At 37.1% G+C, this 26,976-nt stretch carries 31 protein-coding genes, 1 riboswitch and 1 other annotated feature; of the genes, 29 read left to right on the forward strand and 2 right to left on the reverse strand.

The genetic code is table 11. The features are described from left to right. The first annotated feature begins 45 nt into the window (after window positions 1-45). Window positions 46-128: riboswitch (cyclic di-GMP riboswitch) on the forward strand. A 71-nt stretch (window positions 129-199) separates the two neighbouring features. The 24 genes from H7K77_RS03130 (at window position 200) to H7K77_RS03245 (ending at window position 19,109) form a co-directional block, all read left to right on the forward strand. Next, on the forward strand, window positions 200-538 hold the full coding sequence (locus H7K77_RS03130) for a competence type IV pilus major pilin ComGC (protein ID WP_186576259.1): 339 nt from the start codon (window positions 200-202) through the stop codon (window positions 536-538). Between the two features lie 73 nt (window positions 539-611). Then, window positions 612-1,367: a prepilin peptidase gene (locus tag H7K77_RS03135; protein WP_186576260.1), complete on the forward strand. Its 756-nt coding sequence runs from the start codon at window positions 612-614 to the stop codon at window positions 1,365-1,367. 15 nt (window positions 1,368-1,382) lie between these two features. Next, window positions 1,383-2,345 carry a type IV pilus biogenesis protein PilM gene (pilM, locus tag H7K77_RS03140; protein ID WP_186576261.1) on the forward strand — a complete coding sequence of 321 codons (963 nt, stop codon included), beginning with the start codon at window positions 1,383-1,385 and terminating at the stop codon, window positions 2,343-2,345. A gap of 21 nt (window positions 2,346-2,366) precedes the next feature. Further along, the gene (locus H7K77_RS03145) at window positions 2,367-2,909 is read left to right on the forward strand and encodes a PilN domain-containing protein (protein WP_186576262.1); all 543 of its coding nucleotides are present in this window, start codon (window positions 2,367-2,369) and stop codon (window positions 2,907-2,909) included. Beyond that, the gene (locus tag H7K77_RS03150) at window positions 2,906-3,532 is read left to right on the forward strand and encodes a hypothetical protein (RefSeq protein ID WP_186576263.1); all 627 of its coding nucleotides are present in this window, start codon (window positions 2,906-2,908) and stop codon (window positions 3,530-3,532) included. The genes H7K77_RS03145 and H7K77_RS03150 overlap by 4 nt, the downstream gene beginning before the upstream one ends. A gap of 127 nt (window positions 3,533-3,659) precedes the next feature. Next, entirely contained in the window at window positions 3,660-4,628 is a 969-nt protein-coding gene (locus H7K77_RS03155; RefSeq protein WP_186576264.1) for a hypothetical protein, read from the forward strand. 178 nt (window positions 4,629-4,806) lie between these two features. Next, a complete protein-coding gene (locus H7K77_RS03160) occupies window positions 4,807-5,373 on the forward strand; it encodes a Maf family protein (RefSeq protein ID WP_186576265.1) in 567 nt (188 codons plus the stop codon). A gap of 23 nt (window positions 5,374-5,396) precedes the next feature. Then, on the forward strand, window positions 5,397-6,083 hold the full coding sequence (radC, locus tag H7K77_RS03165) for a RadC family protein (RefSeq protein WP_222599191.1): 687 nt from the start codon (window positions 5,397-5,399) through the stop codon (window positions 6,081-6,083). A 237-nt stretch (window positions 6,084-6,320) separates the two neighbouring features. Further along, complete coding sequence (locus H7K77_RS03170) at window positions 6,321-7,361, forward strand: rod shape-determining protein (protein ID WP_186576266.1); 1,041 nt, start codon at window positions 6,321-6,323, stop codon at window positions 7,359-7,361. Window positions 7,362-7,373: 12 nt separating this feature from the next. Continuing rightward, window positions 7,374-8,249 (forward strand): rod shape-determining protein MreC, encoded by an 876-nt coding sequence (gene mreC / locus H7K77_RS03175; protein ID WP_186576267.1) that lies wholly within the window; start codon window positions 7,374-7,376, stop codon window positions 8,247-8,249. Beyond that, complete coding sequence (mreD, locus tag H7K77_RS03180; RefSeq protein WP_186576268.1) at window positions 8,249-8,782, forward strand: rod shape-determining protein MreD; 534 nt, start codon at window positions 8,249-8,251, stop codon at window positions 8,780-8,782. Before mreC ends, mreD begins: the two co-directional genes overlap by 1 nt. A 136-nt stretch (window positions 8,783-8,918) precedes the next feature. Beyond that, window positions 8,919-9,605 carry a septum site-determining protein MinC gene (gene minC / locus H7K77_RS03185; protein ID WP_328701015.1) on the forward strand — a complete coding sequence of 229 codons (687 nt, stop codon included), beginning with the start codon at window positions 8,919-8,921 and terminating at the stop codon, window positions 9,603-9,605. Further along, the gene (gene minD, locus H7K77_RS03190; RefSeq protein ID WP_186576270.1) at window positions 9,598-10,395 is read left to right on the forward strand and encodes a septum site-determining protein MinD; all 798 of its coding nucleotides are present in this window, start codon (window positions 9,598-9,600) and stop codon (window positions 10,393-10,395) included. Before minC ends, minD begins: the two co-directional genes overlap by 8 nt. A 558-nt stretch (window positions 10,396-10,953) precedes the next feature. Further along, complete coding sequence (locus H7K77_RS03195; RefSeq protein ID WP_186576271.1) at window positions 10,954-11,727, forward strand: M23 family metallopeptidase; 774 nt, start codon at window positions 10,954-10,956, stop codon at window positions 11,725-11,727. Window positions 11,728-11,785: 58 nt separating this feature from the next. Next, window positions 11,786-12,577, forward strand: coding sequence for a M50 family metallopeptidase (locus tag H7K77_RS03200; protein ID WP_222599192.1), 792 nt, complete (start codon window positions 11,786-11,788; stop codon window positions 12,575-12,577). An 18-nt stretch (window positions 12,578-12,595) separates the two neighbouring features. Then, window positions 12,596-14,053, forward strand: a complete 1,458-nt coding sequence (locus tag H7K77_RS03205; protein WP_186576273.1) for a ribonuclease E/G — start codon at window positions 12,596-12,598, stop codon at window positions 14,051-14,053. 39 nt (window positions 14,054-14,092) lie between these two features. After that, window positions 14,093-14,164 (forward strand) — a sequence feature (ribosomal protein L21 leader region). A gap of 14 nt (window positions 14,165-14,178) precedes the next feature. Further along, window positions 14,179-14,487 carry a 50S ribosomal protein L21 gene (gene rplU, locus H7K77_RS03210; RefSeq protein WP_186576300.1) on the forward strand — a complete coding sequence of 103 codons (309 nt, stop codon included), beginning with the start codon at window positions 14,179-14,181 and terminating at the stop codon, window positions 14,485-14,487. Between the two features lie 11 nt (window positions 14,488-14,498). Beyond that, window positions 14,499-14,828: a ribosomal-processing cysteine protease Prp gene (locus H7K77_RS03215; protein WP_186576274.1), complete on the forward strand. Its 330-nt coding sequence runs from the start codon at window positions 14,499-14,501 to the stop codon at window positions 14,826-14,828. 14 nt (window positions 14,829-14,842) lie between these two features. Next, on the forward strand, window positions 14,843-15,133 hold the full coding sequence (gene rpmA, locus H7K77_RS03220) for a 50S ribosomal protein L27 (RefSeq protein ID WP_186576275.1): 291 nt from the start codon (window positions 14,843-14,845) through the stop codon (window positions 15,131-15,133). A 195-nt stretch (window positions 15,134-15,328) separates the two neighbouring features. Then, on the forward strand, window positions 15,329-15,871 hold the full coding sequence (locus tag H7K77_RS03225) for a Spo0B domain-containing protein (protein WP_186576276.1): 543 nt from the start codon (window positions 15,329-15,331) through the stop codon (window positions 15,869-15,871). Between the two features lie 14 nt (window positions 15,872-15,885). Next, window positions 15,886-17,166 (forward strand): GTPase ObgE, encoded by a 1,281-nt coding sequence (gene obgE, locus H7K77_RS03230; RefSeq protein WP_186576277.1) that lies wholly within the window; start codon window positions 15,886-15,888, stop codon window positions 17,164-17,166. A 36-nt stretch (window positions 17,167-17,202) separates the two neighbouring features. After that, a complete protein-coding gene (locus H7K77_RS03235; protein WP_186576278.1) occupies window positions 17,203-17,655 on the forward strand; it encodes an ACT domain-containing protein in 453 nt (150 codons plus the stop codon). A gap of 22 nt (window positions 17,656-17,677) precedes the next feature. After that, entirely contained in the window at window positions 17,678-18,553 is an 876-nt protein-coding gene (gene pheA, locus H7K77_RS03240; protein WP_186576279.1) for a prephenate dehydratase, read from the forward strand. Between the two features lie 211 nt (window positions 18,554-18,764). After that, window positions 18,765-19,109: a DUF3889 domain-containing protein gene (locus tag H7K77_RS03245; RefSeq protein WP_186576280.1), complete on the forward strand. Its 345-nt coding sequence runs from the start codon at window positions 18,765-18,767 to the stop codon at window positions 19,107-19,109. A gap of 69 nt (window positions 19,110-19,178) precedes the next feature. Here the strand turns inward: H7K77_RS03245 and H7K77_RS03250 are convergent, their stop codons facing one another. Beyond that, a complete protein-coding gene (locus H7K77_RS03250; protein WP_186576281.1) occupies window positions 19,179-19,715 on the reverse strand; it encodes a transcription repressor NadR in 537 nt (178 codons plus the stop codon). Between the two features lie 20 nt (window positions 19,716-19,735). Beyond that, window positions 19,736-20,854 (reverse strand): IscS subfamily cysteine desulfurase, encoded by a 1,119-nt coding sequence (locus tag H7K77_RS03255; protein WP_186576282.1) that lies wholly within the window; start codon window positions 20,852-20,854, stop codon window positions 19,736-19,738. A gap of 135 nt (window positions 20,855-20,989) precedes the next feature. Here H7K77_RS03255 and nadB point away from each other — a divergent pair, with 135 nt between their 5' ends. From nadB to H7K77_RS03280, 5 genes are all read left to right on the forward strand, one after another. Continuing rightward, complete coding sequence (nadB, locus tag H7K77_RS03260) at window positions 20,990-22,573, forward strand: L-aspartate oxidase (protein ID WP_186576283.1); 1,584 nt, start codon at window positions 20,990-20,992, stop codon at window positions 22,571-22,573. Beyond that, window positions 22,570-23,415 (forward strand): carboxylating nicotinate-nucleotide diphosphorylase, encoded by an 846-nt coding sequence (nadC, locus tag H7K77_RS03265; protein ID WP_186576284.1) that lies wholly within the window; start codon window positions 22,570-22,572, stop codon window positions 23,413-23,415. The genes nadB and nadC overlap by 4 nt, the downstream gene beginning before the upstream one ends. Before the next feature lie 3 nt (window positions 23,416-23,418). Beyond that, the gene (gene nadA, locus H7K77_RS03270) at window positions 23,419-24,531 is read left to right on the forward strand and encodes a quinolinate synthase NadA (protein WP_186576285.1); all 1,113 of its coding nucleotides are present in this window, start codon (window positions 23,419-23,421) and stop codon (window positions 24,529-24,531) included. Between the two features lie 323 nt (window positions 24,532-24,854). After that, on the forward strand, window positions 24,855-26,012 hold the full coding sequence (safA, locus tag H7K77_RS21875; RefSeq protein ID WP_328701016.1) for a SafA/ExsA family spore coat assembly protein: 1,158 nt from the start codon (window positions 24,855-24,857) through the stop codon (window positions 26,010-26,012). A 22-nt stretch (window positions 26,013-26,034) separates the two neighbouring features. Then, window positions 26,035-26,973, forward strand: a complete 939-nt coding sequence (locus H7K77_RS03280) for a phosphotransferase (protein ID WP_186576286.1) — start codon at window positions 26,035-26,037, stop codon at window positions 26,971-26,973. Window positions 26,974-26,976: the final 3 nt, after the last annotated feature.

The following is a 26,976-nucleotide window of genomic DNA, read 5'->3' on the forward strand; positions in this document are numbered from 1 at the left end:
ATAATAGACGTAAGTAGAATGTTGTGAAAAACAACGAATAAATAAAATAGGACAGGATGCTATGAGCGATTATCTATATTTGGGCACTTGGATAATCAGGAGCAATTAGTGCAACCGACTGACTAGCATCATGAATCTTTATGCCTTCATGTTGGTAGTCCTTTTTTATGAAAATTTTAAACAAGGGGAGAGTGTTGACATGTTCAAAAAAGCACTTAAGAAGTTGAACAATGCGAAAGGTTTTACGTTGGTTGAATTACTTGCAGTTATCGTTATTTTGGGGATTATTGTTGCGATTGCTGTGCCTGCGATTGGTGGAATTATTGATAATGCACGAAATGATGCTAATGATGCTGAAGATGAAATGATATTAGAGGCTGCACGCCTAGCTAATGCTGCAGGAGATATAACTGGAAACACAACAGTTAATGATTTAATTACTGAAGGTTATTTGGTGGATGAAGATGTAGATAGACCTGGAACAGACAGTATTTTCTTAGATAATGGAGAATATACATTTACTAATCCTACACAATAATTTACCATTATGGATAAACTATTCTAGAGATCCCTCCCTTGAGGGATCTCATTACATATACAGGAGATAAACCATGCAAACCTTTTACCTCATCTATTTTTTTATCATCGGAATTATATTTGGTTCGTTTTTTAACGTCGTTGGGTTACGTGTGCCTGAGAAAAAAATGTTTGAATCCCAAAGATCATATTGTCCTCATTGTCACCACACACTTTCATGGTATGAACTAATACCAGTCTTCTCCTATTTGATTCAAATGGGCAAGTGTCGCCATTGTCGAAAATCTATTTCTCCTATTTATCCAGTTATGGAGTTAGTGACAGGTGTTTTATTTGCTTTTAGCTTTTATACACTTGGCTTCCAATGGGAGCTATTAACTGCTTTATTCATGTGTTCCCTTTATTCCATTATTATAGTAAGCGATTTAAAGTACATGCTAATACCAAATCGAGTATTACTGTTCTTTCTGCCTTTCTTTATAGTGATGAGGATTATTGTTCCTCTTGATCCGTGGTGGTCTCCCGTTATAGGCGCTGTATCGGCATACCTTTTACTTGCACTAATTATTATCGTAAGTAAAGGTGGTATGGGTGGCGGTGATATGAAATTATTAGCGTTACTAGGCATAGTATTAGGATTTCAAGGAGTTTTACTTGCTTTCCTTTTAGCTACCTTATATGGAACAATTATTAGTATTGCTCTATTAAGTATGAAAATCATTAAGCGAAAAGAGCCGTTCCCATTTGGTCCATTTATTGTTTTAGGGAGTTTAACGAGCTACTTTTTTGGTGAAAACATGATTCATTGGTATATAACAACTTTTTTCTAAGAGGGTGACAGCAGCATGTTGATCAATTTAAACAAGCAGGTTAATTTTGTAATTAAAGACCGAGTAGTACGCTATGTAGTGAGCAGTCAGCCGACTATTGAGGGTATCACGGACTATGGAGAGTTAGTACTAGAACCAGGTGTAATGGAAGATGGGAAAATAATCGATAACAAAAACTTCCAAACAAGCCTGGAGCAACTTGTGAAAAACAAAAAATGGAGAAACGCATCGCTTTCTTTTTGTGTTCCAGATTCTTTTGTTACAATACGTGAGCAATTGGTTCCAAAAGGACTGTCAAAGGAAGAGACGAAAAGCTATATCCATATGGAGTTAGATGCAAGTATCCGTCTGCCTTTTCAAGATCCAGTCGTTGATTTCGTTCTAACAGGGGAAGAGAAGGATCAAAGTAAAATATTACTTTTTGCTTACCCAAAAGAAAGAATAAACGAATTTCTAAAAGTATTTCATCTTTCCGGTTTGAAGCCAAAAGTTGCAGATTTATCATCGTTATCGCTTTATAGACTGTATTATAAATTAGATTTACCTAACGAAAATGAACATCTGCTTACTATACAATGGTGTAAGGATGCTACTGTTCTAACTGCTTTCAAGCAAAACAAACCAATCTTTACTAGGCACATCAAATCAAATTTAAATCGAAATAGCTGGGTTTGGGATGATACGAAAAATGAATTAGTTTGGACAGGAGAAATGGAAGATTTGGAACAAGTAATTAGTGACCAGATCGTGACAATTGAACGGTTTATGGATTTCTATCAATATTCTGTTATGGATGGAACGGAACAAATCACAAAAATACTATTATCGGGAGACTTTCCGAACTTAAATCAAGTGATTACTGCAATGAGAGAACGATTTACATTGCCGATCGAATCCATGAATAAACTAGAAGAAGCGATTCATCATCCAGCAAGGTTTGCCGAAGTAATTGGTTTAGCTATTAAAGCAAAAAAATAGTAAAAGGAAAGGAACAAGAAGATGGTAGAAATAAATTTTATAGAAAAACAGAAGATTAATGTAGTTCCTTACATAATCGCTATTGTTTTTGTCCTTTTACTCGTCGTTGCGGCTTCCATTTTATTATGGCAGCATAGTAGCAAAGAGGAACAAATAAATTCACTAGAGCTTGAAATACAGCAGAACCTAGAAAAACAACAGGAGCTAACGAGCTTAAAAAACATAAAGGAACAAAGGTTGCAATTGAAAGAGCAAGTAGTAAGTGTGGAAAATTCTATTTTTCCTACTCTTCCATTACTAGATCGGATGATAGCGTTATTACCTGAAAACACTTATTTTAGTCACTTTGCCTTTTCGATGGAAGAAGGATTATCGATCGACATACGTGTAGAAGATATGACACAAGCTGCAGCATACTCCTATGCTATTAGAGAACAAGCATTTGTTGAAAATGTTACATTTGCTAAGATGGATAGAGTTCAATCAGATGATGCGTATTACTTAGCTTCTTTTCAAATTGAAATTAATGAACAAGCATGGATAGAGGAGGTAAGGCAGCAATGATCATACAATGGAATAGAATTCATATCATTATTGTTACTGTTGCTGTGTTGCTACCTTTCGCCCTTTATTTTATAGGTCGATCTTATTATGTAGGCCCTCTTTCTGACCAAGTTAAAAGCGCACAAAATCAATTACAGATCCAGAAAAATCTATTAGCTAAAGCACAACAAGAATTGGATGAAAATGCAACACCAACAACTGAACTACAAAAACAATTACCAGTTGAGCAGGCAACAGATCAACTGTTACTTTTACTTAGTGACATCGAAACGAAAGCGAACAGCACCATTAACCAACTAGCTTTAGCGGGGCAAGACAAGCAGAACGAGGCTACGGATACGGAGCAGACTGGGATCTCCAGTGCTGTGAAAGAAGTTCAATATCAATTACAGGTTACGTCTGAAAATTACGTTGGCATGTACAACTTTATCCAAGGATTGAGCGCTGCTGAAAGACTAGTAACGATTGAACAATTGGAATTTAGCGAGGCTGCGGAGGATAGTATAGCTTTTTCTGTTACTTTTTCAGCTTATTACAACCCTGATCTAGCTGCTTTAAAAGTAGAGGCCCCTACTTACGAATTTAAACCATCGGCAGAAAAAACAACACCTTTTGCACAATAGGTGTTGTTTTTTTGCGAATATGAATAATTTGTTGAAAAATTGGGGTTTGCATTAGACAAAACTCGTCTTACTTTTTATACCTAATGTGATAGAGTGAAACAAACTCTATTAGAAACGAGGGAACAAAGTGGACAATCGTAAACCTATCTCAGTAAAAATGAACGGGAAAGAAACATTTATTCGTGACCATTCACAGCCACAACCAAAACCAAGACCACAGAAAGACTCTTGGACTAGTTCGTTTGAGGAACAAGCAGCCGCCGTTGACAAAAGTTTTAACCCTGAAGATTTAATAGAGTATGAGAAAACAGAGCATTCAGATGAAGAGGATTGGTTTAGTCAACTTCAATCAAAGAAGAAAAAGAAACCCAAAGTGCCAAAAGCCGTTAAACTATTCGGAGTAGCAGCTGCAGCCGCAGCTATTATTGGTATAACCTTAGGATTTGTCATGTTAAGAATGTTTGTCGGAATTGATAATGACGGAGAAGTTGCCCAAGGATCGGGTGCAATGCCTGCAGTTTCTTCTACTAATAATGATAATAAAGGTGGACAAGCTAGCACAACCTCATTCTCCACAGCCAGTTTAAGTGCATTTCTCATCCAAGGTGGTGTATTTCAATCGGAAGAACAGGCGAAAGCAACGCGACAAAGTTTTACGGATGCTGGATATGCATCGATGCTTTGGCAGAATGATGGTAGTTACCATGTATTTGTTGGTGCTGGTGCAACTAGTCAGGATTTAGATACACTAGAGGCAGAAATGATTGATAAGGGTCTAGAAATTTATGCTGGTAAGCCTTGGCAAACAGAAGCAACAGAAGTCTCGGTAACATCAGCGGAAGCAGAATGGCTTAAAGGTTTTGCTGAAAAATGGCAAGCGGCACTATCGATGAATCAAGCTGATCTATCCAGTGGCATATCTAGTTGGGAAGAGTGGTTAAAAACCGCTCCAAAAGATGCTTCAAAACAAGTCTCTGCACTACAATCAGTGGGAAACACTTTTGTCAAGGATGTAAAAGATGGTGCAAGTTCAAACAACATTCAAGTACACTTGCTAACTATGTGGAACAAATATGAGCAAATAGGGAAAGAATAAGTAGGGAAAATTACCTTACTTATTCTTTTTTGTTTATAGGAAATAGAAAGTTTTTATCATGTGTTTACGGATAATATAGATTTTGGACCTACTTCTCTTAATGATTTTACAAGTTTGCCTATTTGTTGAAATACGTTAAGACAAGTAAAATATCAATTATAGAAAGGGAGATAAGACAATGAATCAGTTAATATTGGCTTCCGGATCACCCAGGAGAAAGGAACTGCTAGAATTAGTTAATATTCCATTTCGTGTTACATTCAGCGAAATAGATGAATCAAAAATGGTAATAAAGGATCCAAGGCAACTCGTTGAGCAATTAGCTGTAATGAAAGGGAACGAATTGGAAATTAAACAGGATGAGGTTATTTTAAGTGCCGATACAGTAGTAAGCTTTGAAGGTGAAGTGTTAACAAAACCACAGAGTAAACAACATGCCAAAGAAATGTTAACACAACTAAATGGCAAGAAGCATAGTGTCTATACGGGCGTTATGATTAAATCTAGGGATCGTGAACAAGTATTTTCAGTTAAAACAGAAGTGTCGTTTTGGCATGTGTCTGAAGAAGAAATTGATCAATATGTAGAATCAGGTGATCCTATGGATAAAGCTGGTGGATATGGGATTCAATCGAAGGGTGCGTTCTTAGTAAGAGAAATTAAAGGTGACTATTATAATGTAGTTGGCTTACCAGTTTCAATAGTTGTTCGTTATTTACGTGATTTTAATATTTATCCTAAATAAAGGAATTAGGGAGGATGCATGATATGACTATAAATGTGATGATGAAGAATATTCCGAAGCAGGATCGACCGCGTGAAAGACTTATTAAAGCAGGCCCTACTAATATTTCTAACCAAGAACTGCTTGCCATTTTATTAGGTACAGGGACAAAGGAAGAGTCTGTCAGTGAGCTTTCACAGCGTGTGTTGATGCATTTTGAAGGCTTGAATTTACTGAGAGACTCCACTATAGAAGAACTTGTTGCAATTAAGGGAATTGGCCCAGTAAAGGCTGTCGTCATTTTGGCTGCAATTGAATTAGGTAAAAGAATGCATCAATTGAAGCCACAGGAGAAATATGTCATTCGTAGTCCTGAAGACGGTGCAGACTATGTGATGGAAGAGATGAGAATATTAAAGCAGGAGCATTTCGTTGTTTTGTTTTTAAATACAAAAAATCAAGTTATTCATCGTCAAACCATCTTCATCGGAAGTTTAAACGCCTCAATTGTCCATCCTCGAGAAGTCTTTCGTGAAGCCGTTAAACGTTCAGCTGCTTCCATTATCTGTGCGCATAATCACCCCTCTGGAGATCCTTCCCCTTCACAAGAAGATATTCATGTAACGAAACGGTTAGCGGAATGTGGTAAAATGATCGGTATTGAGTTACTTGATCATTTAGTTATCGGGGATCACAAATTTGTTTCTTTAAAAGAAAAAGGATATTTATAATACTATCTATTTTCTTTTTTTTTTCGTATAATTAATATCAACAAAGATTTGTTGGCGCCTTCTACAAGTTTAGCCTTGTATTTGGCGCTTATTCTCATTAGTTGTAAAATTTAGTCTGATTAACGTGAAAAAAGATTATGGGTTAATTTTCATGTTATGATTGAAATATAAAAGCACAACGTACATATAACTAACTGTGCAAACAACATGAAATAGTTCTAGGAAAGGGAGATTTAGTTGGCAAGATTTAGTTTATCTCAGGATTTAGGTATAGATTTAGGAACAGCAAATACGCTGGTTTTTGTTAAAGGTAAAGGAATTGTAGTTAGAGAGCCATCTGTTGTGGCTATGAACAAAACAACCGGGGAAATTGAAGCAGTAGGTAGCTCTGCTAAAAATATGATTGGACGAACTCCAGGTAATATTTCTGTTATCAGGCCTATGAAAGATGGTGTAATTGCAGATTACGATACGACTGCTGCCATGATGAAATATTATATTAAACAAGCTCAAAAAAATCGATCTTCTTTTGCGAAAAAGCCAAATGTAATGGTTTGTGTTCCATCTGGCATTACGATGGTAGAGGAACGCGCTGTCATCGATGCAACTAAACAAGCAGGTGCAAAGGATGCATTTCCAATAGCAGAACCTTTTGCAGCAGCGATTGGTGCAGGCCTACCTGTCTGGGAACCAACTGGAAGTATGATTGTTGACATTGGTGGGGGAACGACAGAAGTTGCCATCATTTCCCTAGGTGGAATTGTAACTAGTCAGTCTATTCGGGTTGCAGGGGATGATATGGATGAATCAATTACCCAATATGTGAGAAAGAAATATAACCTCATGATTGGGGAAAGATCTGCCGAGTCAATTAAGATGGATATTGGATCTGCCGGAGAACCATTTGAAAATGAAGAAATGGACATTAGGGGTAGAGATCTACTGACAGGGCTACCAAAAACGATTACAATATCAGCAGGGGAAATTGCTTCTTCATTAAAAGATACCGTTACTGCTATCGTTGAGGCAGTAAAAAATACATTAGAAAAAACTCCACCAGAGCTTGCAGCAGATATTATGGATAGAGGGATTGTATTGTCAGGTGGAGGAGCACTTTTAAAAAGACTAGATCAAGTGATCAGTGATGAAACGAAGATGCCGGTATTTGTTGCGGAAGAACCTTTAGATAGTGTTGCAATCGGTACTGGTAAATCGCTTGAGTATATTCAACATTTTAAGTCTCATCCCAATATATCCACTCGTTCCACATTGGAGTAAGTAGGTGTTTATATGTTATTTTTCCGTAAAAAAAGACTATTTATCATTCTAATTGGTTTTATCCTTCTTGTTGGACTAATCGGTTTTTCTTTACGAGATAGAGATGAACTTACAACTGCCGAACAATTTCTAAAGGACACCGTTGGGTGGATACAAGGAATTGCTCACGTTCCGGTAGAATTTACGACGACTATTTTTTCTAATATTGATGAGATAAAAAATGTTTATAAAGAAAACCAAGTGCTCAAAGAACGTCTTGGTAAATATAAACTACTTGTTCATGAGAACCAGGAATTAAAAATAGACAATGAAGAGTTACAAAGCATTTTGGATAAAACGGAGAGTATTAAGGACTTTGTTCCAATCCAAGCATCGGTAGTATCACGTAGTCATGAGCAATGGTTTAAGCTTATTACTATAAACAAAGGAAAACAAGATGGCGTAGAAGCCAATATGGCAGTTATAACAGGGGAAGGTATGATAGGGAAGGTACAAACTGCTTCTCAATTTACATCTACCGTTTTACTATTAAATGGTTTTGATCGTTCAAATAGGATTTCTGTCTCTATTGATGTAGCTGATCAGGACAAAGATCCTTCAGGCTTTATTGTTGGATATGATGAAGAAAGTGATTCTTTGCTATTAGAATTAACAGAGTATGACTCGAAAGTTAACAAGGATGACCTAGTTGTATCCTCTGGGCTAGGCGGTTTGTTTATATCAGGCTTAGAGATTGGAAAAATAAAAGAGGTTAACCCAGATCAATATGGATTAACACAAGTGGCATATGTAGAACCCTCTGCAGATTTGTACGCTATGAACCACGTAATTGTAGTGGATCGTGTTATGCCAACACCTGACGAAGAAAAGCTGGAGGAGGAAGAATAATGCAGAGATTCTATCTCCCTTTCCTTCTGTTAATGATTCTTGTTTTTCAAGGGGTTGCCCTAGATTTTTTGCCAGAAAGTCTAATCGCGGACAAATGGATTATTGTTCCGCATTGGATCCTTATTTTTCTTATCCTTATTAGTGTTTTTTACGATCTAGAAAGTACATATTACTCTATTCTATATGCAATTCTCTTCGGTTTAATGCTAGATATTGTATATACTAATGTAATAGGGGTGTACATGTTTACTTATGGGATCGTTACTTATGCTATACATGGGATCCGAAAAGTTCTACACACGAATTACTTTGTTGCGTTATTGTTAGGAATAGTTGGAGTAACAGCAGCAGATATAGGTATTTACATTGTATATTGGTTTATTGGGATTCATGCCATGTCATGGAATTTATATTTGATTGATAGGCTGGTTCCGACTATTATTTCTAACGTTATTTTTCTGATTTTGCTTTATCCAATCGTTAAACCAAAATTATTAAAATGGTCACAAGGTAAATTTGATCGTAAACAGTGAAGCTGTTCCCTTAAGAAGCTGTTAATGAATCTTTGTATATCAACACCGATCGAATTATTGTGCAGTGGAAAAATTCATAACAATGACAGCTTATAAAAACTATGGGAACAAAATATTTTTTTGGGGTGAACCTATCGTGATAGTCAACAAACAACTGATAACGATTAAAGGTACTCGAGAGGGTCTTACTTTATATATAGATGACTTATGTTCATTCGATGACGTTAAAAAGGAATTGGAAGAAGTTTTGTCTACGAAATACACAGACAAGGATGAACCAATGATCACTGTTACCATTCAACTTGGTAACCGGTATTTACATAAACATCAAGAAGATGAACTTCGTGATATAATAAGAAAAAAGAATAAACTAGTTGTTCAATCGATTGAATCGAATGTGATTTCAAAAAAGCAAGCACTGGAATGGAAAGAGGAAAGTGAAATAAAAACCATTTCAAAAATTGTGCGTTCTGGTCAAGTAATCGAAGTAAAAGGAGATTTGTTACTAATTGGTGACGTAAATCCAGGTGGGAAAGTAACGGCGAGTGGTAATATCTTCGTTTTGGGAGGTCTTCGCGGTATAGCCCATGCTGGTATTGATGGTAATAGGGAAGCTGTAATTATCGCTTCTTATATGCAACCAAGCCAATTAAGAATAGCCGATTATATTAGTAGGTCACCCGATTATGAGTCAGAAGGTGTTTATATGGAATGTGGGCTCATTGACGAGGAGAAAGCTAAGATAATCATTGATCGTCTTCAAGTACTTTCGCAAAAGCGACCAGACCTTAGCGGATTTGAAAGGAGAGTTTTAAATGGGTGAGGCAATCGTTATTACCTCTGGTAAAGGTGGGGTTGGTAAAACAACCACAACAGCTAACTTAGGTACTGCATTAGCGCTATTAGAGAAAAAAGTATGTTTAATAGACACAGATATTGGCTTGCGTAATTTAGATGTTGTAATGGGTCTAGAAAATAGAATCATCTATGATATCGTTGATGTGATCCAAAATCGTTGTAATTTGAAGCAAGCACTAATTAAAGATAAGCGATTTGAATGTTTATATTTGTTACCTGCAGCGCAAACAAGTGATAAGTCTGATTTAACTCCAGAAGGCATGGTACAGATTATTGCACAGTTAAAGCAAGATTATGATTACATATTAATAGACTGTCCCGCTGGAATTGAACAAGGTTTTAAAAATGCAGTAGCTGGTGCTGATAAAGCAATAGTTGTTACTACACCTGAGAAATCTAGTGTTCGTGATGCTGATAGAATAATAGGTTTGTTAGAGCATGAAGATGTAGAACCACCGCATTTAATTGTCAACCGTATTCGTAACCACATGGTTAAAAATGGTGACATGCTTGATGTCGATGAGATTGTTCAAGTATTATCTATTGAATTGTTAGGTATAGTAGCGGATGATGATGAAGTAATTAAGGCTTCTAACTTTGGGGAACCAGTCGCTTTTCAACCGAACACACGAGCATCTATTTCATACAGAAATATTGCTAGGAGAATTTTGGGAGAATCGGTACCTTTAATGTCTCTTGAAGATGAAAAAGGAATGTTTTCAAAGGTAAAGAAATTCTTCGGAATGAGATCATAGAATATAATGAAAAAGGGAAGTTTTATCATTTGATAGAACTTCCTTTTTTTGTGCTTAGGAAAATCTTACTAGCGTAGAATGTATGGTACTAAGAATTTGATAGGAAGCGATTGGGCCTTCTTTACTCTATAGTTAGAATAGTAATGTAAAACTGATGCATCGGACGGAATATACTCGATTATTCTGGAATACTTCTACCTTCTGGTTCGAGCAGGTTATAATCAGCTACTACTTTATGCTAAAAAACGCAAACGTTGCAGAGAATAGAGCAGATATTTAAATTGGATGGAAAAAAGCGGCAACGATTGAAGAAGAATAGAGCAGATATTTACATGCGATGAAAGAACCGCACAAATGAAACGGATTAGAAGAGATATTTTTCATTCGATGCGAATAACATACGAATGGAGCGGAACAGATAACATGCTACGGTCCATTTATAATTAACTGCAAAATATTTGCAATGAAAACAATAACCTAAATTATACATATACAGCATATCTCTACTGTTTTGTTCATAGACTTGTACAAATACCAGGTGAAGGAATGTGAAGTGCTATGAAAAAAGATATTAACCAAATAAGAAGAGATATTGCGAAAAGAAAAAAAGAAAAAACACTAGCAAGCAATCCACAAGCACCTAAGAGATACACAGACGCTATGTTTCCACAAGAAGAAGAGAAACATGGATATATGCCAACACCTACTGGTTCTGGTTCAACTAGTAACTTGAAAGACACATTTGTAGCGTCTTTCGTAATGAAATTAATCCTTTCTGCTGTATTGTTTTTTGGCGTAGCAATCTTCTTTCGAGTTGATAATACGTCGTTACAAGCGCCAAAACAATGGACAAGCCAAGCATTAACAGAAGAATTTCCTTTTGCTACGGTTAATCAGTGGTACCAGCAGAAATTCGGTTTCCCACTTGCTCTGACACCGAACCAAACGAAGGATGAAACGGAAAAAGAGCAATTAGCATTGCCTGTTAATGGTACGATAAGCCAAACATTTCAAATGAATGGACAAGGTATTATGATTTCTTCTGATAAGAAGACAGATGTGTTGTCAATGGAGAGTGGGATCGTTATTTTTGCAGGAAATGATCCAAAAACAGATAAGACAGTAATTATTCAACATCCTGACCATAGCAATACCATTTATGGTAATTTGTCTTCTATAAATGTACATCAATATCAATTAATCTCAAGCAACCAAACAATCGGAGAATACGACCCAGCTACGTCCAAGGCTAAAACCGTATATTTTGCGATTGAGAAAGATAACCAATTCTTAGACCCAGTAAAGGTGATGCAAGTTGACGAACGTCCTTAAGAATCTTCCACCATTGTATATACATCCAATTTTATGGTTTTTTCTTTTAGTCTCTGTAATGACAGGTACTTTTATGGAAATTACTATTATATTTCTTATTGTTATTATTCATGAGCTTGGACATTATAGTGTTGCAAAATTTTTTAATTGGCGAATTAGGAGAATAAGTTTATGGGTTTTTGGAGGGGTAATGGAGACGGATGAGCATGCTAGTAAACCAATTAGCCAAGAGTTTTGGATAACATTAGCAGGCCCCCTTCAACATGTTTGGATTCACGGTTTGTTACTTTTTTGTTCAACCAATCAATTGCTCCCAGACTATTTGATTTCGTTAGGGTTCCAATATAACACGACTATCTTATTATTCAATCTACTACCAATCTGGCCATTGGATGGTGGTAAATTAATGCACTTATTATTATCATCTATTTTACCTTTTAGGAAAGCCCACACCACTATGGTGCAGCTTTCTATCTTTTTTGCTTTAATAGCTACCGTTCTATTTCTCATTTTTTATCCATTTACATTAAGTACAGTAATGCTTGTGGGTTTTATATTGTGGGAAAATCGTCTAGAATGGAAACGAAGATATTATGTGTTTATTCGTTTTCTGCTTAAGCGTTATACGGAAAAACCTAATATTAAAAGAGTTAGACCTGTAGTGGTTGACTACGATATGCCTCTTAAGCAGGTTTTTTCTATGTTTAGGCGAAATTATTACCATCACATCCATGTAAAAGATGGTGCTGCTATTACAGAGTTAGTGGGTGAAAACGAGTCACTTCATACATATTTCCAATTAAAGCATTACCAATCTACAATTGGTGAACTTACAAGCCAGCGTAATTAATGGAAAAGAGGAAAATAGATGGTCTCCTTATACTTACAAACGTTGACTACAGAGCAAACAGCTGTCGTAGTGGAAAATAAAACTGTAAGAGACGTAATAATTAACCGACCTGGTTCTGACTTTCAGGTCGGAAATGTCTTTGTAGCAAAAGTAGTCAAGGTTGATAAAGGACTTCAAGCTGCATTTGTTGATATAGGAGATGAGAAACCAGGTTTCTTACAACGGAAAGAGTTACCGAAAGCAAGGCAGGATCAGCAATTAGCTATTGAATCTCTTATAACAGAAGGACAGCGAATAATTGTCCAAATTGAAAAAGAAGCATACGGCAATAAAGGAGCGCGGCTGACAGCTAATATTACTTTGCCAGGACTTGATGTTGTCTACCTTCCTTATAGTAACTATGTTGCAGCGTCAAGAAAACTTCCTAGTGAAAGTAGGGAAAGGCTAGTAAAAGAGTTTGAAGCATTTAGAGAGGGTACAGAGGGTGCAATTATCCGAACCTCATCTAAAGATAGGCAATTATCTGATGTGGAAGAGCAGTATGCCAATTTGAGAAAGAGATGGCAGGAATTAGAACAATCTGCCAAAAGGCAAAAGGTTCCCTCAAGCTTATGGATAGATGATATGCTATCTGATAGGTTGATAAGAAAGATATCCCCAGATAATATTGAGGCTATCTATGTTGATCGTAGTGATTTAGCTATGCGTATTCGGACCACCTTCCCAACTATTCAGGATAAAGTTAGCTGGGAAAAATTAATCGATCAGCAATTACCAATTACAATCGAGCAGCTGTTTGAATCGATCATGAATCCTGTTGTGTTGGGACCAAAGGGAGTCGAATTGTATATTGAAGAAACAGAAGCATTGACGGTTATTGATGTCAATACTGCAAGGTTCATTGACAAGGGCGACAAACAACAAACCGTTACAAAGGCAAATTGTATTGCGGCTATAACAGCAGCTGAACAAATTCGATTAAGAAATATTTCTGGTATAATTATCATTGATTTCATCGGGATGAAAACGATCCAACAACAAGAGCTTGTGTTAAAGGCGTTGCGCGATGAGCTAAAAAAGGATAGTACGCGGACAGAGGTTTACGGGTTTACTAAACTAGGATTAGTGGAAATGACAAGAAAACGTGAGTCACAATCACTTACTCATTTAATTGGTGACAAAACGACAATCACTACTCCGATGTCACAAAAAACCAATGCTTATATGTTGGAACGCACTATACTAGGATTTCAGAATAGTAAGGTGGAAGCTATTCTAATCGATGTAAATGAATCTTTATACCGTACATTCAAAGGTTGTATAAGTTTCGAAAAGCTAAGAGAAATACTCTCGCAAGAGGTTTATTTTCATATTGTAGATGACATAGCTTCCTATCAGGTAAAATTAACTGGAACAACAACATTAATCGATCAACAAATTGCTTCGATTTCTGCTGATAGCATTGACAAAGTCTAATGATTCATGATAACATCAATACGTTATTCATCGTAGCACCTGTTGCTACAACCGCACAGAACAGGTATGTATAAGCCTAATGGCACCTGTATGGCGAGTCTTAGTCTATGAGGAGGTGCAAGAGTATGTATGCTATTATTGAAACTGGTGGTAAGCAAGTAAAAGTAGAAGAAGGTCAAGCTATCTACGTTGAAAAACTAGAAGGCGAAGCTGGTGAGTCTATCACATTTGATAAAGTACTTTTCGTTGGTGGCGATGACGTTAAAGTCGGAGCTCCTTACGTTGATGGTGCTTCTGTTACAGCTAAAGTTGAAAAACAAGGCCGTGGCAAGAAAGTAACTGTTATCAAATTCAAAGCTAAGAAAAATTACCATCGTAAGCAAGGTCACCGTCAGCCTTATACAAAGGTTACGATTGAGAAAATCAACGCGTAAGGATTTGTATCATGATTAAGGTGATTATTTACCGCAATAATAAAAGTATCTATGCTTTTGAACTGAGTGGTCATGCTGAAAGTGGCCCTGTCGGACATGATTTAGTTTGTGCCGGCGTTTCTTCAGTTTCTTTTGGAGCTGTAAATGCAGTGATTAAGCTTTGTGAGATCGAGCCTATCATTGATCAAGGTGGCGAAGGTGGTTACTTACGTGTAGAACTCCCGACACAGTTGGGGAAAGCTACACGAACCAAAGCGGAATGGCTATTGGAAGGGATGTTAGTATCCCTAGAAACCATTGAGCGAGACTATGGTCAATATATATCCATCTCTGAAAAATAAGGAGGTGCAAACCAATGCTACGTCTAGATTTGCAATTTTTCGCATCTAAAAAAGGTGTAGGTAGTACAAAAAACGGTCGTGATTCAGCTGGTAGACGTTTAGGTGCTAAACGTGCTGATGGACAATTCGTTACTGGTGGATCTATTCTTTACCGTCAACGCGGTACAAAGATCTATCCGGGTGAGAACGTTGGCCGTGGTGGAGACGATACACTATTTGCTAAAACAGATGGTGTTGTAAAGTTTGAGCGTTACGGACGTAATCGCAAGAAAGTTAGCGTTTATCCAGTAGCTCAAGAAGCTTAATTTGACTTTCTTAAGGACTCTAGCCTTTTGGTTAGGGTCCTTTTTTACCTTTAATCAGTAAATCATACGTTCAAGCCGAATTATTATGACTATTTATGAAGCAATTTATCAATAATAAGCTAAGAATCTTACAGAAATTTTTCTTATGTTATTTTTTTTGCTATAATTTGCTTAATGCTTTAGGGGGAACGAGAAATGATGAAGGAAGAAGATATGGTTGAACTTTTACGTCATTATCGCCACGATTGGATGAATCAAATCCAGTTAATAATGGGATATGCATCCATGGGGAAATTAGATAAAGTTAAAGCAAAGCTAGATGATTTTGTAGCGGAAGCTGAGAACGAACGAAAACTACAAAACTTAAATATGCCAAAAACGATAATATGGCTAATGAGCTTTAACTGGCGATATGATAATTTTAGAATCAACTACCAAGTTGACTTAGAAGATACGACGATCCCAATTAATGATGATAAGATACATACAAGATTAAACAAAATGATGGGGATATTAATAGATCATAGCTCTAAGATGGAGCTTTATAATGGAGAATTCACGCTGAAAAAACAATTAGAAACAGGAAACGTGCAAATTTTCGTTTCGTTTCAGGGTGATTTTCAGAATGTTGATAATTTGCAACAATTACTATTAGAAGATCAAGCAATTCAAGAAGTAAAAATAGAACAATTAGCAAATGCTAACTACCAATGTACGATTACATGGATTAGCAGCTAAAGAGGTGAACAAAAATGTTTGTCGATCAGGTTAAAGTATATGTGAAAGCAGGAGACGGTGGAAACGGTCTCGTTGCTTATAGACGTGAAAAATATGTTCCAATGGGTGGCCCAGCCGGCGGTGATGGTGGAAACGGTGGGGATGTTGTATTTGAAGTAGACGAAGGATTAAATACCTTAATGGATTTCCGTTATCAACGTCACTTTAAAGCGAAACGTGGAGAAAATGGGATGAGTAAAGGACAACATGGAAGAAACTCAGAACCATTGGTCTTACCTGTTCCACCGGGTACGACAGTACGTGATGAGGATAGTGGTCAAGTCCTTGCAGATCTTATTGAACATGGTCAACGTGCGGTAATTGCTAGAGGAGGACGTGGAGGACGTGGAAACATACGTTTTGCTTCGGCAAGAAACCCTGCCCCTGATATCGCTGAGAATGGTGAACCGGGTGTAGAAAGAGATATCCAAATTGAATTGAAACTTATTGCGGATGTAGGGTTAGTAGGTTTTCCTAGTGTTGGAAAATCAACACTTTTATCTGTTGTAAGTGCGGCTAGACCGAAGATCGCTGATTATCATTTTACAACCTTAGCACCAAATCTAGGCGTTGTTGAAACAGAGGATCAAAGAAGTTTCGTCATGGCTGATTTACCTGGTTTAATTGAAGGAGCCCATGAAGGAGTAGGTCTAGGTCATCAGTTCTTACGTCATGTTGAGAGAACGCGTGTTATTGTTCATGTTATAGACATGGCATCAACAGAAGGCCGAGATCCATATGAGGATTATGTAACCATTAATAAAGAATTATTCGAATACGATGAAACGATGAAAGATCGTCCACAAATTATTGTGGCAAATAAAATGGATATCCCTGGATCAGAAGATAATCTGGAGATGTTCAAGGAACAGTTAGAGGAAGATTATCCTGTTTATCCGATTTCAACTGTAACGAGAGAAGGGGTAAGAGATCTTCTATTTGCAGTGGCTGATAAATTGGCTACGATTCCAAAACACACCAAACCAATCGAAGAAAAGGAAGAACGTGTCGTTTATCGTCATCAAGAAGAGGAAGCACCTTTCCAAATCACAAGGGATCCGGATGGAGCTTTTGTGCTATATGGACATCGCATCGAAAAGTTATTTAAAATGACTGACTTCAATCACGATGAATCTGTACAACGTTTTTCAAGGCAGCTTCGAGGAATGGGTGTAGATGAGCAGTTACGTGAAAAGGGAGCCAAAGATGGCGATACCGTCCGCTTACTGGAATATGAATTCGAGTTTATTGAATAGGTTTACAAGACAGTCAATCTAAAAGGGGAATGCGAGATGGCTGAGGAAAAAGAGGGAAAGTTTTATCTAGTAAGAAGTGATTTTTTACCAGAAGCAATGAAAAAAACAATTGATGCGAAAGAGCTTATTGAAAGGAAAAAAGTTGACTCCGTGTTTGATGCAGTGAAACAAGTTGGATTATCGCGAAGTGCCTTTTATAAGTATCGGGATGCTGTCTTTCCGTTTCAAGCAATGGTTAAGGAAAGAATGATTACACTTTTCTTCCACCTCGAAGACCGAACCGGAACGTTATCGAACCTGTTAGCTACTGTAGCTAGTGCCGGTGGGAATATTCTTACCATTCATCAAACGATCCCGTTGCAGGGTAAGGCTAATGTAACCATTTCACTCAATACATCCGGGATGTCTACAGATATCGAAACACTACTTCATGATTTGCAGCAATTAGACTTTGTTGATAACGTTGAGATATTAAGTTCAGGTGCATAGTTAGAGGGGGAGGGGAAAAGCTTTGGCTAATAGAATAGGCTATTTAGGCCCTAAAGGTACATTTACAAAGATTGCGGTAGATGCCATGTTTAATGGAGAAGAAAAAGATGGCTATACGACAATACCAGAATGCATGGAAGCGGTTGGAAACGGTGAAATTGATTATGGTGTCCTACCATTAGAGAATGCAATAGAAGGAACTGTTAATTTAACGTTGGATTACTTAATACAAATGAAGGAACTGCAAATTGTCAGTGAGGTTGTCGTACCAATCCGGCAACATTTAATGGTACATCCTGATAATGAAAGTGATTGGGAGAGTATCGATACCGTATATTCCCATCCTCATGCTATTGCCCAATGTTATCATTTCCTTCATAGTGATTTAAAGCAAGTGTCTGCAGAGACCATGACATCTACTGGGGCAGCAGCTAAATTTGTTAGCGAACATCCTGATAGGAAAATTGGTGCAATTGCTAATCACTTGGCTGCAGAGGAGTATGGACTATCAATTGTTCAAAAGGACATTCATGATTTTACAAACAACCATACTCGTTTTGTTGTACTTCACAAGGATGCTGGCGAATTCTACTCTAAAAAAATAGAGTTGAAAGGATATAAGACAACGTTGATGATTACTTTACCTTCAGACCATGCAGGTGCCCTTCATCAGGTTTTATCCGCATTTGCTTGGAGAAAATTAAACCTTTCTAAAATTGAATCGAGACCGATGAAAACAGGATTAGGTAATTACTATTTTCTAATAGATGTAGAGCAAAAAATAGACGACGTGTTGATCCCAAATGCCATTGCAGAAATGGAATCACTTGGCTGTACGGTGAATATATTGGGGAGTTATCCTTATTATCTATATAATGGACTTTCTTTAAAAGTTTAGTGATAAGTGTTAGAAGCTTGAGGTAATTCCTCAAGCTTTTTTAATGAGATGACCTAGTAGATTTTGATAAAAAAGGATGGCGGTTAGAATAGGAAGCTTATGAAGCAAAAAAAGAAAATTCGCGAAGTGAGAAGTAAATAAAAAACAAAAAGCTCTGCATAACCATTTCAACATTAACAGACTATATAGAAAACAACTGAGGTGATGAATGTTGAAAAAGGTATTGTCAGGTTTATTTGTTACGGCACTGCTGCTTATGTCCAATCCACCATTTTCATTTGGGATTGAAACGGTACATGCACAGAAACAAATCCCTTCTTATGCTAAATGGGGAATTGTCGCTATCAAAGAAACAATGAAGAAGTATCCGACATCAAGAATAGAAGATTATAGCTATATGGGAAAGAAAACAAAAGATAGCAAAACGGAAGAGAAGTTTAAATTATGGTTGAAAAACTACAATAATGAAGATGAATTTGGTGTCATTGTCAGGATTAAATATGAAACGAAAACAGAAAAAGTGTTGGAAGTTAAAATAGACGAAACTAGGATATAAATTAGAAAAGCACATTCCCTCTCTCTGACATGGTTGAGAGAGGGAATGTGCTAATATAAATGATTGACTTTATTCGATGATAAAGCTAGCTTCTTGTAAAGATTGATAGGCCAATGCTAATTTTTCCTCTGAATCAGATTCAAGAGTGTGAAGGTGAATCCCACCAGTAAGTTGCAACAAATAAGGAGAATTAGTTTCATTAATTTTGTTAATGAATTGATCAACTTCCCTACGATTACTTACCATCACGGAAGCCGTTAAATCACCATATACAGGATGTTCAATGAAGACGTTTTTTACTGTAACACCATGATCCACAATAATATACAGCTCTTCCACTGTTTGTTCCGGTGTATGGATGCAAGCAATTACACGCTCAAACATCTTTTGCTCCTGTTCTGCTTGTAAATACAAATAGCCATTAGACGTTGCTATAATAGGCTCTTTTCGTGCTTTCAAAAGGGAAATGTCTTGGACGATCACTTGACGGCTTACATTTGTTCGATCTGCTAACTCAGCTCCTGTTATCGGTTTCTTACTTTCTTTTAACCAAGTGAGGATTTGTTCCTTTCGGTTATTGCCTTGAATCTTACGTTTATCACCCATATCATTCCATCCTCTTTCTTTTACAAAATAGTTATAAGGGCATCAAGTACTTTGTCTAATTCATGTTTACTAGTATGTTTTCCCATTGATAATCGTATAAACCGTTTTGCTTCTTCTTCTGTATAGCCAAGAGACAAAAGTGTTTTTGACGGTTTTTGTTGACCAACACTACAAGCACTTCCAGTAGAAACAGCAATATCAAGGCGATTGAGCTCGAGCATCGCATAATCTCCTTGGACACTATCTAGCACAATACCAATAATATTGGGCAATTGCTGTGGACTTGCTACTATTTTTCCCTTTATACCCAACTCTTTAAATTGTTTGGCAAACTCTGCTTGTAATTGAACAAGATAATCATGCGTATCACTATATGACTCACAGATCTCTTGTGCTGCAGTGACAAAAGCTGCGATTCCAGGCGTGTTAATGGTTCCTGGCCGAAATCCATTTTCCTGACTTTGATTGAATGGATCGGTTTTCCATGAAAGAAGAGGATTAACGTAAGCAGCGCCTACACCTTTAGGACCGTATATCTTGTGACTCGATATAGACAAACTATCCAGGTTTAAAGCTTGAATATTGATTGGTAATTTACCAAACGATTGTACACAATCACTATGAAAAAGTATGTCATGCCGCTGGAGTATCTCACCTATTTCGCTTAATGGTTGAATGACACCTACCTCTGAATTGGCATGATGGATGGAAGCAAGGATTGTATTGTCCTGGATCGCATCCCTCACAGCTTGTGTACTTATCTGTCCCTCTTGATTTACTTCTAAGTACGTAACTTCAAAACCCCATTCATTCTCCAAATACTGAAAATAATTGTATAAAGAGGAATGTTCCATGGTTGTTGTAATTAGATGATTCCCTTTATGTTGTCTCGCTCTCAATAATGCTCGAATGGCAAGTATGTTTGACTCCGTGCCACCACTAGTAAAGTAGACACCCTTTGTAGGAGCGTCGATTAAATGTGCTAAACTTTCTCTGCAGTGATCAAGTAAGCCCTTAGCTGAGCTTCCAACATCATGTAAACTACTAGTATTTCCATAAAAATTGGTTGAAACTTCTGTAAACACTTTAAGTGCACTTTCACTTACTGGAGTTGTTGCAGCGTGGTCCAAATAGATCATTATTCCTTCCCCTTCCATCTGGTAGCAAGCTTATATTTTTCTTCCCTATCATACCATTTACAAAAAAGTCTTGTCATCTATATACTTATGTGTAAATATATGTGTAAAGACACTTTGGATAGGTGTGAGAAAAAAATGAATAAAGAGAATGTAATCATTATCGGAAGTGGATTGGCTGCTTTAACACTTGCCAATCGTTTAGTAAACTTTAAAAATGTGATTCTTTTAACAAAAGGAAATAGGGACCAGAACAATTCGTGCAAGGCTCAAGGTGGAATAGCGGCTGCTGTTTCAAAATCTGATAACTGGAAGAGCCATATGGCAGATACAATGACAGCTGGTTGTCAATACAATAATAAACAAGCGGTTAGGGTGTTAGTACAAAAGGGACCTAATTTGATAAGGGACCTAGTCGAACAAGGTCTTGAATTTGATCATGATGCACAGGGTAATTTTTTGTTAGGTAGGGAAGGTGCCCATCATGAAAGAAGGATCCTTCATGCTGGAGGCGATGCAACGGGTAAGGTACTAATGGAATTCATGCATGCACAATTAGTTGATAAGGTAGCGATTAAAGAAGGGGAAACAGTAATTGACCTGCTTGTTAACAATGGACGGTGTATTGGTGTTATTACTAGTAATCAAGAAGGAGAAAGATCAACCTACTATGCTCAACATACCATCCTAGCAACAGGAGGCTGTGGAGCATTATATCAAGTTACATCCAATGACTCCTCAGTAGCTGGAGACGGGCTGGCATTGGCTTATCGTGCTGGTGCTTCACTTTCTGATCTGGAGTTTATTCAATTTCACCCTACGATGTTATATATCAATAATCAGTGTTATGGTCTTGTATCGGAAGCTGTTCGAGGTGAAGGGGCAATTCTTAAAACAGGGAATGGTCACAACATCATGAAGGGTGTTCACGTGTTAGAGGATTTAGCACCTAGGGATGTAGTAGCTAGAGAAATACAAAAACATATTTCCAAAGGGGAGAATGTTTATTTAGATATTAGTATGATTGTTAATTTTGAAGAAAAGTTTCCAACTATTACTCAGTTATGTGAATCTGCAAACATAGATTTGGCAGAAGCAAAAATCCCGGTTGCTCCAGGTGCCCATTTCCATATGGGTGGGGTGAAAACAAATCAATTGGGAGAAACAACATTGCCAGGGCTCTATGCTATAGGCGAGGTTGCATGTAATGGGGTACATGGAGCCAATCGACTTGCTAGTAATTCCTTGTTGGAGGGGATTGTATTTTCGAATTTACTAGCTGAGCATTTGTTAACACAGACAAATGCTCAGCTAGTACGGTTCAAGATCAAAGATCCATCTACATCCGCTAAGAATAAGCAGTTAGTTCTCCCGAATGCCAGTGATTTAAAAAAATTGATGACTGATTATGTTGGGATCGAGCGGAATCAATCAGGATTAATGCATGCCAAACAATGGTTGGAAAAGTACGATTTCCTGGATGTTAATAGTCTAGATATCCCATACCTGACTAATGAGGAGATAGGAATAATAAATCGACTAACTTGCTGTTGGCTAATCGTCACCTCAGCACTCTCAAGAACGGAAAGCCGTGGTGGACACTTTCGTAGTGACTTTCCATATAGGGATTCAAGTCGATGGGGTGATCAACAAATTATCCGTAATAACAAAGAAGTAACACGTTTTGAAGAAATGAAATATATCGAGGTGGGCAATGGATGAATTCTATTAAATTAAGAAGTGAGCTACAACGTTTTTTGCTAGAAGATATCGGTGATCAAGACATTACTAGCTCAACAATTTTTCCTATAAAAGAGCAGGGAACGGGACATTTTAAAGTCAAAGATGAAGGTGTTTTAGCGGGTACTCAAATAATAGAAGAGGTTTATCAGATTCTTGATCCCTTCATAGAAATTAACTTGTACAAAAAAGACGGAGAACAAGTCAGTAATGGGGATCTAATTGCGACGGTAAATGGTTCCGTACAGGCAATTCTCACCGGGGAAAGGGTAGTTTTAAATTTGCTCCAACGTATGAGTGGAATCGCAACATTAACCAATCATGCAGTTACCATTTTAAATAGTAACGTGACAAAAATTTGTGATACTCGTAAAACCACTCCTGGGTTAAGAATGTTCGAAAAGTATGCTGTTACGTGCGGAGGTGGCTATAATCACCGTTTTGGGTTGTACGATGGAGTGATGATAAAGGATAATCATATAGCATTCGCGGGCTCAATCACAAAGGCTGTTGACTGTGTTAGAAGTCGTGTTGGTCATATGGTGAAAATAGAAGTGGAAACGGAAAGTGAAGCGCAAGTAAAAGAAGCTGTTGCAGCGGGTGCAGATATAATTATGTTGGATAACCAGAGTCCTGCCAACGTGGAGAAACTAGTTAAGTTAATACCAGACACTATAATCTCTGAAGCATCAGGGAATATAAATTTAACTAACTTAGACGGATACCGGGACTGCGGTGTTGATTATATTTCGCTAGGCTTCATCACGCATTCTGCCAAAGCTTTAGACATAAGTTTGGATGTATTTCATAAGGGGGAGCAATAAAAAATGAATGTTTTAGATACATTGAAGAAAACCTCACATAATCAAATGCCAGAAATTTATAAGACGTTATCTGTTGAAAGAATGGAACAACGTGTAAAGGATATTAAAGAAAGATTTGGAACTCGTTTATTTATACCAGCACACCATTACCAGAAGGACGAAGTAGTCCAATTTGCTGATGCAACAGGTGACTCTCTTCAACTAGCACAAATATCTGCTGAAAATAAAGATGCGGAGTATGTTGTATTCTGTGGTGTTCATTTTATGGCGGAGACAGCAGATATCCTGACAGATGAATCGCAGAAGGTTATTCTGCCAGACATGCGTGCAGGGTGCTCCATGGCAGACATGGCAGACATTGAGCAAACCGAACGTGCTTGGGGAATTTTGGAGCAAACATTCGGTGATACAGTTCTTCCATTAACATATGTAAATTCTACTGCTGCAATTAAGGCCTTTGTAGGTAAAAATGGGGGCGCGACAGTTACATCATCCAATGCTAAAGAGATGGTTTCTTGGGCGTTTACACAAAAACAGCGTATTCTTTTCCTACCAGATCAACATTTAGGAAGAAACACTGCCTACGAGCTTGGGGTGCCATTGGACCAAATGGCTGTATGGAATCCTTACACTGATAGTTTTGAGTATGAAGGAGCGATAGAGGATATTAAAGTGATTTTATGGAAAGGGCATTGTTCCGTACATGAGAACTTTACAGTAAAAAATATTGAACAGGTTAGGGAAGAACATCCTGATATGAATGTACTAGTTCATCCAGAATGTAGTAGGGAAGTGGTTAGTTTTTCTGACTATGCTGGATCAACGAAATACATTATTGACATGATAGATCAAGCTCCTATAGGCAGTAAGTGGGCTATAGGTACAGAAATGAATTTAGTGAAGCGTTTAATAGATACTCACCCGGATAAACAGATTGTTTCACTTAATCCACATATGTGTCCGTGCTTGACCATGAATCGAATTGATTTACCACATTTGTTATGGACATTAGAAGAATTAGACAAAGGAAATGTGATAAACCAAATTATAGTTGATAAGCAAATCTCCTCTCAAGCCAATTTGGCCCTCGATAGAATGTTAAATAGATCCATATAAAAGGAAAGTGTCAGATCTACCTATAGATTTGGCACTTTTTAAATTGTAAATTTTCCCATTATCATTTCCTCGCTTTATGGGTCTGTAACAAGATATGGTCTTCTAAATGGGAAGTTACAGACAAGCTAGAATACAAAAAGATTGGATATCGTTCAATTTTTCATTCAACTTTTTGGGTCATTCGCATATGTTGATAGTGAATTAATCTGTTTTAGTGCTGTTCAAATATTTGCAAAAAGTTCATTAGGGTTTACTTTTTGTTAGGTGTTTGAACCCTATCAATGTAGATTAGATGGGAGTTAATAAAGAAGGGAGTTTCAGTAGTGAAAATTCATGTAGTCCAAAAAGGTGAAACATTATGGAAAATTGCTCAAAAATATGGGGTGGACTTTCAAGAGTTAAAGAAAATGAATACACAATTGTCTAACCCAGACATGATTATGCCGGGTATGAAAATTAAGGTACCATCCACTTCAAAACAGGTAAAGAAAGAACAGCCTATTGATAAGGAAATGAAAAAGTATCCAGCTAATCAAGTGAAGAAAGAAGAACCAAAGACAACACATCCTTACAAAGATACTACAGAAAAAGCAATGCCAGTTATTAAAGAAGATGATAAGAAAAAGCCATCTCCAGTGAAAAAAGAAATACCAATGGAACCTGTAGAATTACCTAAGGTACCAATGATGGAGCAGCATATGGAAAAGTATCCGACTAACATAAATTTACCGAAGGCACCTCATATCGAACAAACTAAATATGATGTGGATGTTGACTTTGATGTAAACCAAACAGATATTGATGTAAACCAGACAGATATTGATTTGAATGACTATCACACAAATCCTTACCCAACACAGCCTATACAGCAACCAGTACAGTACCAACCAATACAACAACCTGTTATGAACTATTACCAACCAATGCCACATTGTATGTCAGCATCAGGCATTCCATATGGTTATCCTCAAATGAATCCGGTACAGACACAACCTAATTATTATAGTCCTTATGCTCAACCGCAAGTGCAACCAAACACAAGTGTAGATGCAAATAATTACACTGCCCAAAGTTACCATCCAACAACCTATCCATCAATGCAAGGATACGAAGATTTAATGGAGTCTTCTTCATCTAGTATGGAAATGCCTCAGATGCCGAGTTATTTAGCTGGTGTACCGCAACAAGAGGAGCAAAATGTCAATTACCCAATGTATGGTCAAGGATATATGCCAGTTCCAGGTGTTAATCAACAAGGATATGGATACCCACAAGTAACTAATCAAATGCCGGGTTATCCACAAGGGTTTAATCCTCAACAGATTAATCAATTACCTGTAGGACATAATCCTTACGGCTATCCTCAGCAACCAGGTTTTACAGGTGGGCAAGGATATCCATATGCACAACCTGGATATACGATGCCAAGTTATGGCCCAGAATATGGCTATCGAAATGATCAAGGAAAAACGAATGAATAAGGGAAAAAAAGGAGACGATTCTATGAAGAATCGTCTCTCCTCCTTTTTATGGACGGAAGCAGGTGTAAATACAAACTGGATCAAGCCAATAAAAACAACCGTATTTCTCATTCAAACTAATGCTGGTTCGAAGTACATTTTAAAGGGGAAGAAAACCAAAGAGATCATTGATCAGCAATGGGCGTTTTTTGAACAATACCAGGATCGGAAAGTAATTCAGTATAGTCGTTTTCCAAATAATAAAAAGGTGATAGAAGGATTTGGATATTATTGGACTTGGACACCTTATATGAAAGGTGAAGCTTTAAATTATGATAGTTCAGTTGATCGTGAAGATGCTTTCAATAGCTTACAGCATTTTCATGATTGTGCAAAAGGGATTAAAGTGGACGATCCGTTATTATTAAAACCGCCATTATATATGAAAGGGATAACCCGTTTGAGTAAGCTTGACAAAACAAAATCGATCTTTGAAAAAAACGGCTTTAGCGAGTTGTATAGTGATTTGAATAGTTTAATCCAAAATCAACTTGAAATATTCACCAACTTAGATTGGTATCAAATAGAAAAGAATGCTGTTGATAACAACAGTTGGATTCATGGTGACGTTGCAGCACATAATTTCATTCGGACAGATGAACAGGAAATTTATTTAATTGATTTAGATTTACTAACGCTTGCACCACCAATTTATGACTATATCCAACTTGGACAACGATTTTTGCCTTTTCTCAATTGGGACATCAATCAACTCTTAAAGTATGCACATACAGATAATGAGGAAAGTCTGAAGACGTGGTTATTAGGTATTTCAGTTCCAACTGATTTAGTTCGTGAATGGTGGTTGTTTTTAAAGCGTCAATCATCAAATGAAGAAATAAATCGTTATTTGAAACAGTTCTCTTATGAAGTATCAAAGAGGATTCAATTTGTAGATGAATTAGAAAGAATGATGGGTTGAATT

Origin of the sequence: Aquibacillus kalidii (genome assembly GCF_014280935.1) — a bacterium.
Lineage (GTDB): Bacteria > Bacillota > Bacilli > Bacillales > Amphibacillaceae > Aquibacillus_D > Aquibacillus_D kalidii.

Excerpts from the sequence above, each read along its gene's own strand:
- H7K77_RS03135 (WP_186576260.1), top strand. The coding sequence starts at position 612 with ATGCAAACCTTTTACCTCATCTATTTTTTTATCATCGGAATTATATTT.
- nadA (WP_186576285.1), top strand. The coding sequence starts at position 23,419 with ATGAATGTTTTAGATACATTGAAGAAAACCTCACATAATCAAATGCCA.
- nadC (WP_186576284.1), top strand. The coding sequence starts at position 22,570 with ATGAATTCTATTAAATTAAGAAGTGAGCTACAACGTTTTTTGCTAGAA.
- H7K77_RS03225 (WP_186576276.1), top strand. The coding sequence starts at position 15,329 with ATGATGAAGGAAGAAGATATGGTTGAACTTTTACGTCATTATCGCCAC.
- H7K77_RS03200 (WP_222599192.1), top strand. The coding sequence starts at position 11,786 with ATGACAGGTACTTTTATGGAAATTACTATTATATTTCTTATTGTTATT.
- H7K77_RS03160 (WP_186576265.1), top strand. The coding sequence starts at position 4,807 with ATGAATCAGTTAATATTGGCTTCCGGATCACCCAGGAGAAAGGAACTG.
- H7K77_RS03250 (WP_186576281.1), bottom strand. The coding sequence starts at position 19,715 with ATGGGTGATAAACGTAAGATTCAAGGCAATAACCGAAAGGAACAAATC.
- H7K77_RS03235 (WP_186576278.1), top strand. The coding sequence starts at position 17,203 with ATGGCTGAGGAAAAAGAGGGAAAGTTTTATCTAGTAAGAAGTGATTTT.
- obgE (WP_186576277.1), top strand. The coding sequence starts at position 15,886 with ATGTTTGTCGATCAGGTTAAAGTATATGTGAAAGCAGGAGACGGTGGA.
- H7K77_RS03130 (WP_186576259.1), top strand. The coding sequence starts at position 200 with ATGTTCAAAAAAGCACTTAAGAAGTTGAACAATGCGAAAGGTTTTACG.
- nadB (WP_186576283.1), top strand. The coding sequence starts at position 20,990 with ATGAATAAAGAGAATGTAATCATTATCGGAAGTGGATTGGCTGCTTTA.
- mreC (WP_186576267.1), top strand. The coding sequence starts at position 7,374 with ATGTTATTTTTCCGTAAAAAAAGACTATTTATCATTCTAATTGGTTTT.
- mreD (WP_186576268.1), top strand. The coding sequence starts at position 8,249 with ATGCAGAGATTCTATCTCCCTTTCCTTCTGTTAATGATTCTTGTTTTT.
- pilM (WP_186576261.1), top strand. The coding sequence starts at position 1,383 with ATGTTGATCAATTTAAACAAGCAGGTTAATTTTGTAATTAAAGACCGA.
- H7K77_RS03195 (WP_186576271.1), top strand. The coding sequence starts at position 10,954 with ATGAAAAAAGATATTAACCAAATAAGAAGAGATATTGCGAAAAGAAAA.
- H7K77_RS03205 (WP_186576273.1), top strand. The coding sequence starts at position 12,596 with ATGGTCTCCTTATACTTACAAACGTTGACTACAGAGCAAACAGCTGTC.
- minD (WP_186576270.1), top strand. The coding sequence starts at position 9,598 with ATGGGTGAGGCAATCGTTATTACCTCTGGTAAAGGTGGGGTTGGTAAA.
- H7K77_RS03280 (WP_186576286.1), top strand. The coding sequence starts at position 26,035 with ATGAAGAATCGTCTCTCCTCCTTTTTATGGACGGAAGCAGGTGTAAAT.
- H7K77_RS03215 (WP_186576274.1), top strand. The coding sequence starts at position 14,499 with ATGATTAAGGTGATTATTTACCGCAATAATAAAAGTATCTATGCTTTT.
- H7K77_RS03145 (WP_186576262.1), top strand. The coding sequence starts at position 2,367 with ATGGTAGAAATAAATTTTATAGAAAAACAGAAGATTAATGTAGTTCCT.
- H7K77_RS03150 (WP_186576263.1), top strand. The coding sequence starts at position 2,906 with ATGATCATACAATGGAATAGAATTCATATCATTATTGTTACTGTTGCT.
- radC (WP_222599191.1), top strand. The coding sequence starts at position 5,397 with ATGACTATAAATGTGATGATGAAGAATATTCCGAAGCAGGATCGACCG.
- rpmA (WP_186576275.1), top strand. The coding sequence starts at position 14,843 with ATGCTACGTCTAGATTTGCAATTTTTCGCATCTAAAAAAGGTGTAGGT.
- rplU (WP_186576300.1), top strand. The coding sequence starts at position 14,179 with ATGTATGCTATTATTGAAACTGGTGGTAAGCAAGTAAAAGTAGAAGAA.
- H7K77_RS03255 (WP_186576282.1), bottom strand. The coding sequence starts at position 20,854 with ATGATCTATTTGGACCACGCTGCAACAACTCCAGTAAGTGAAAGTGCA.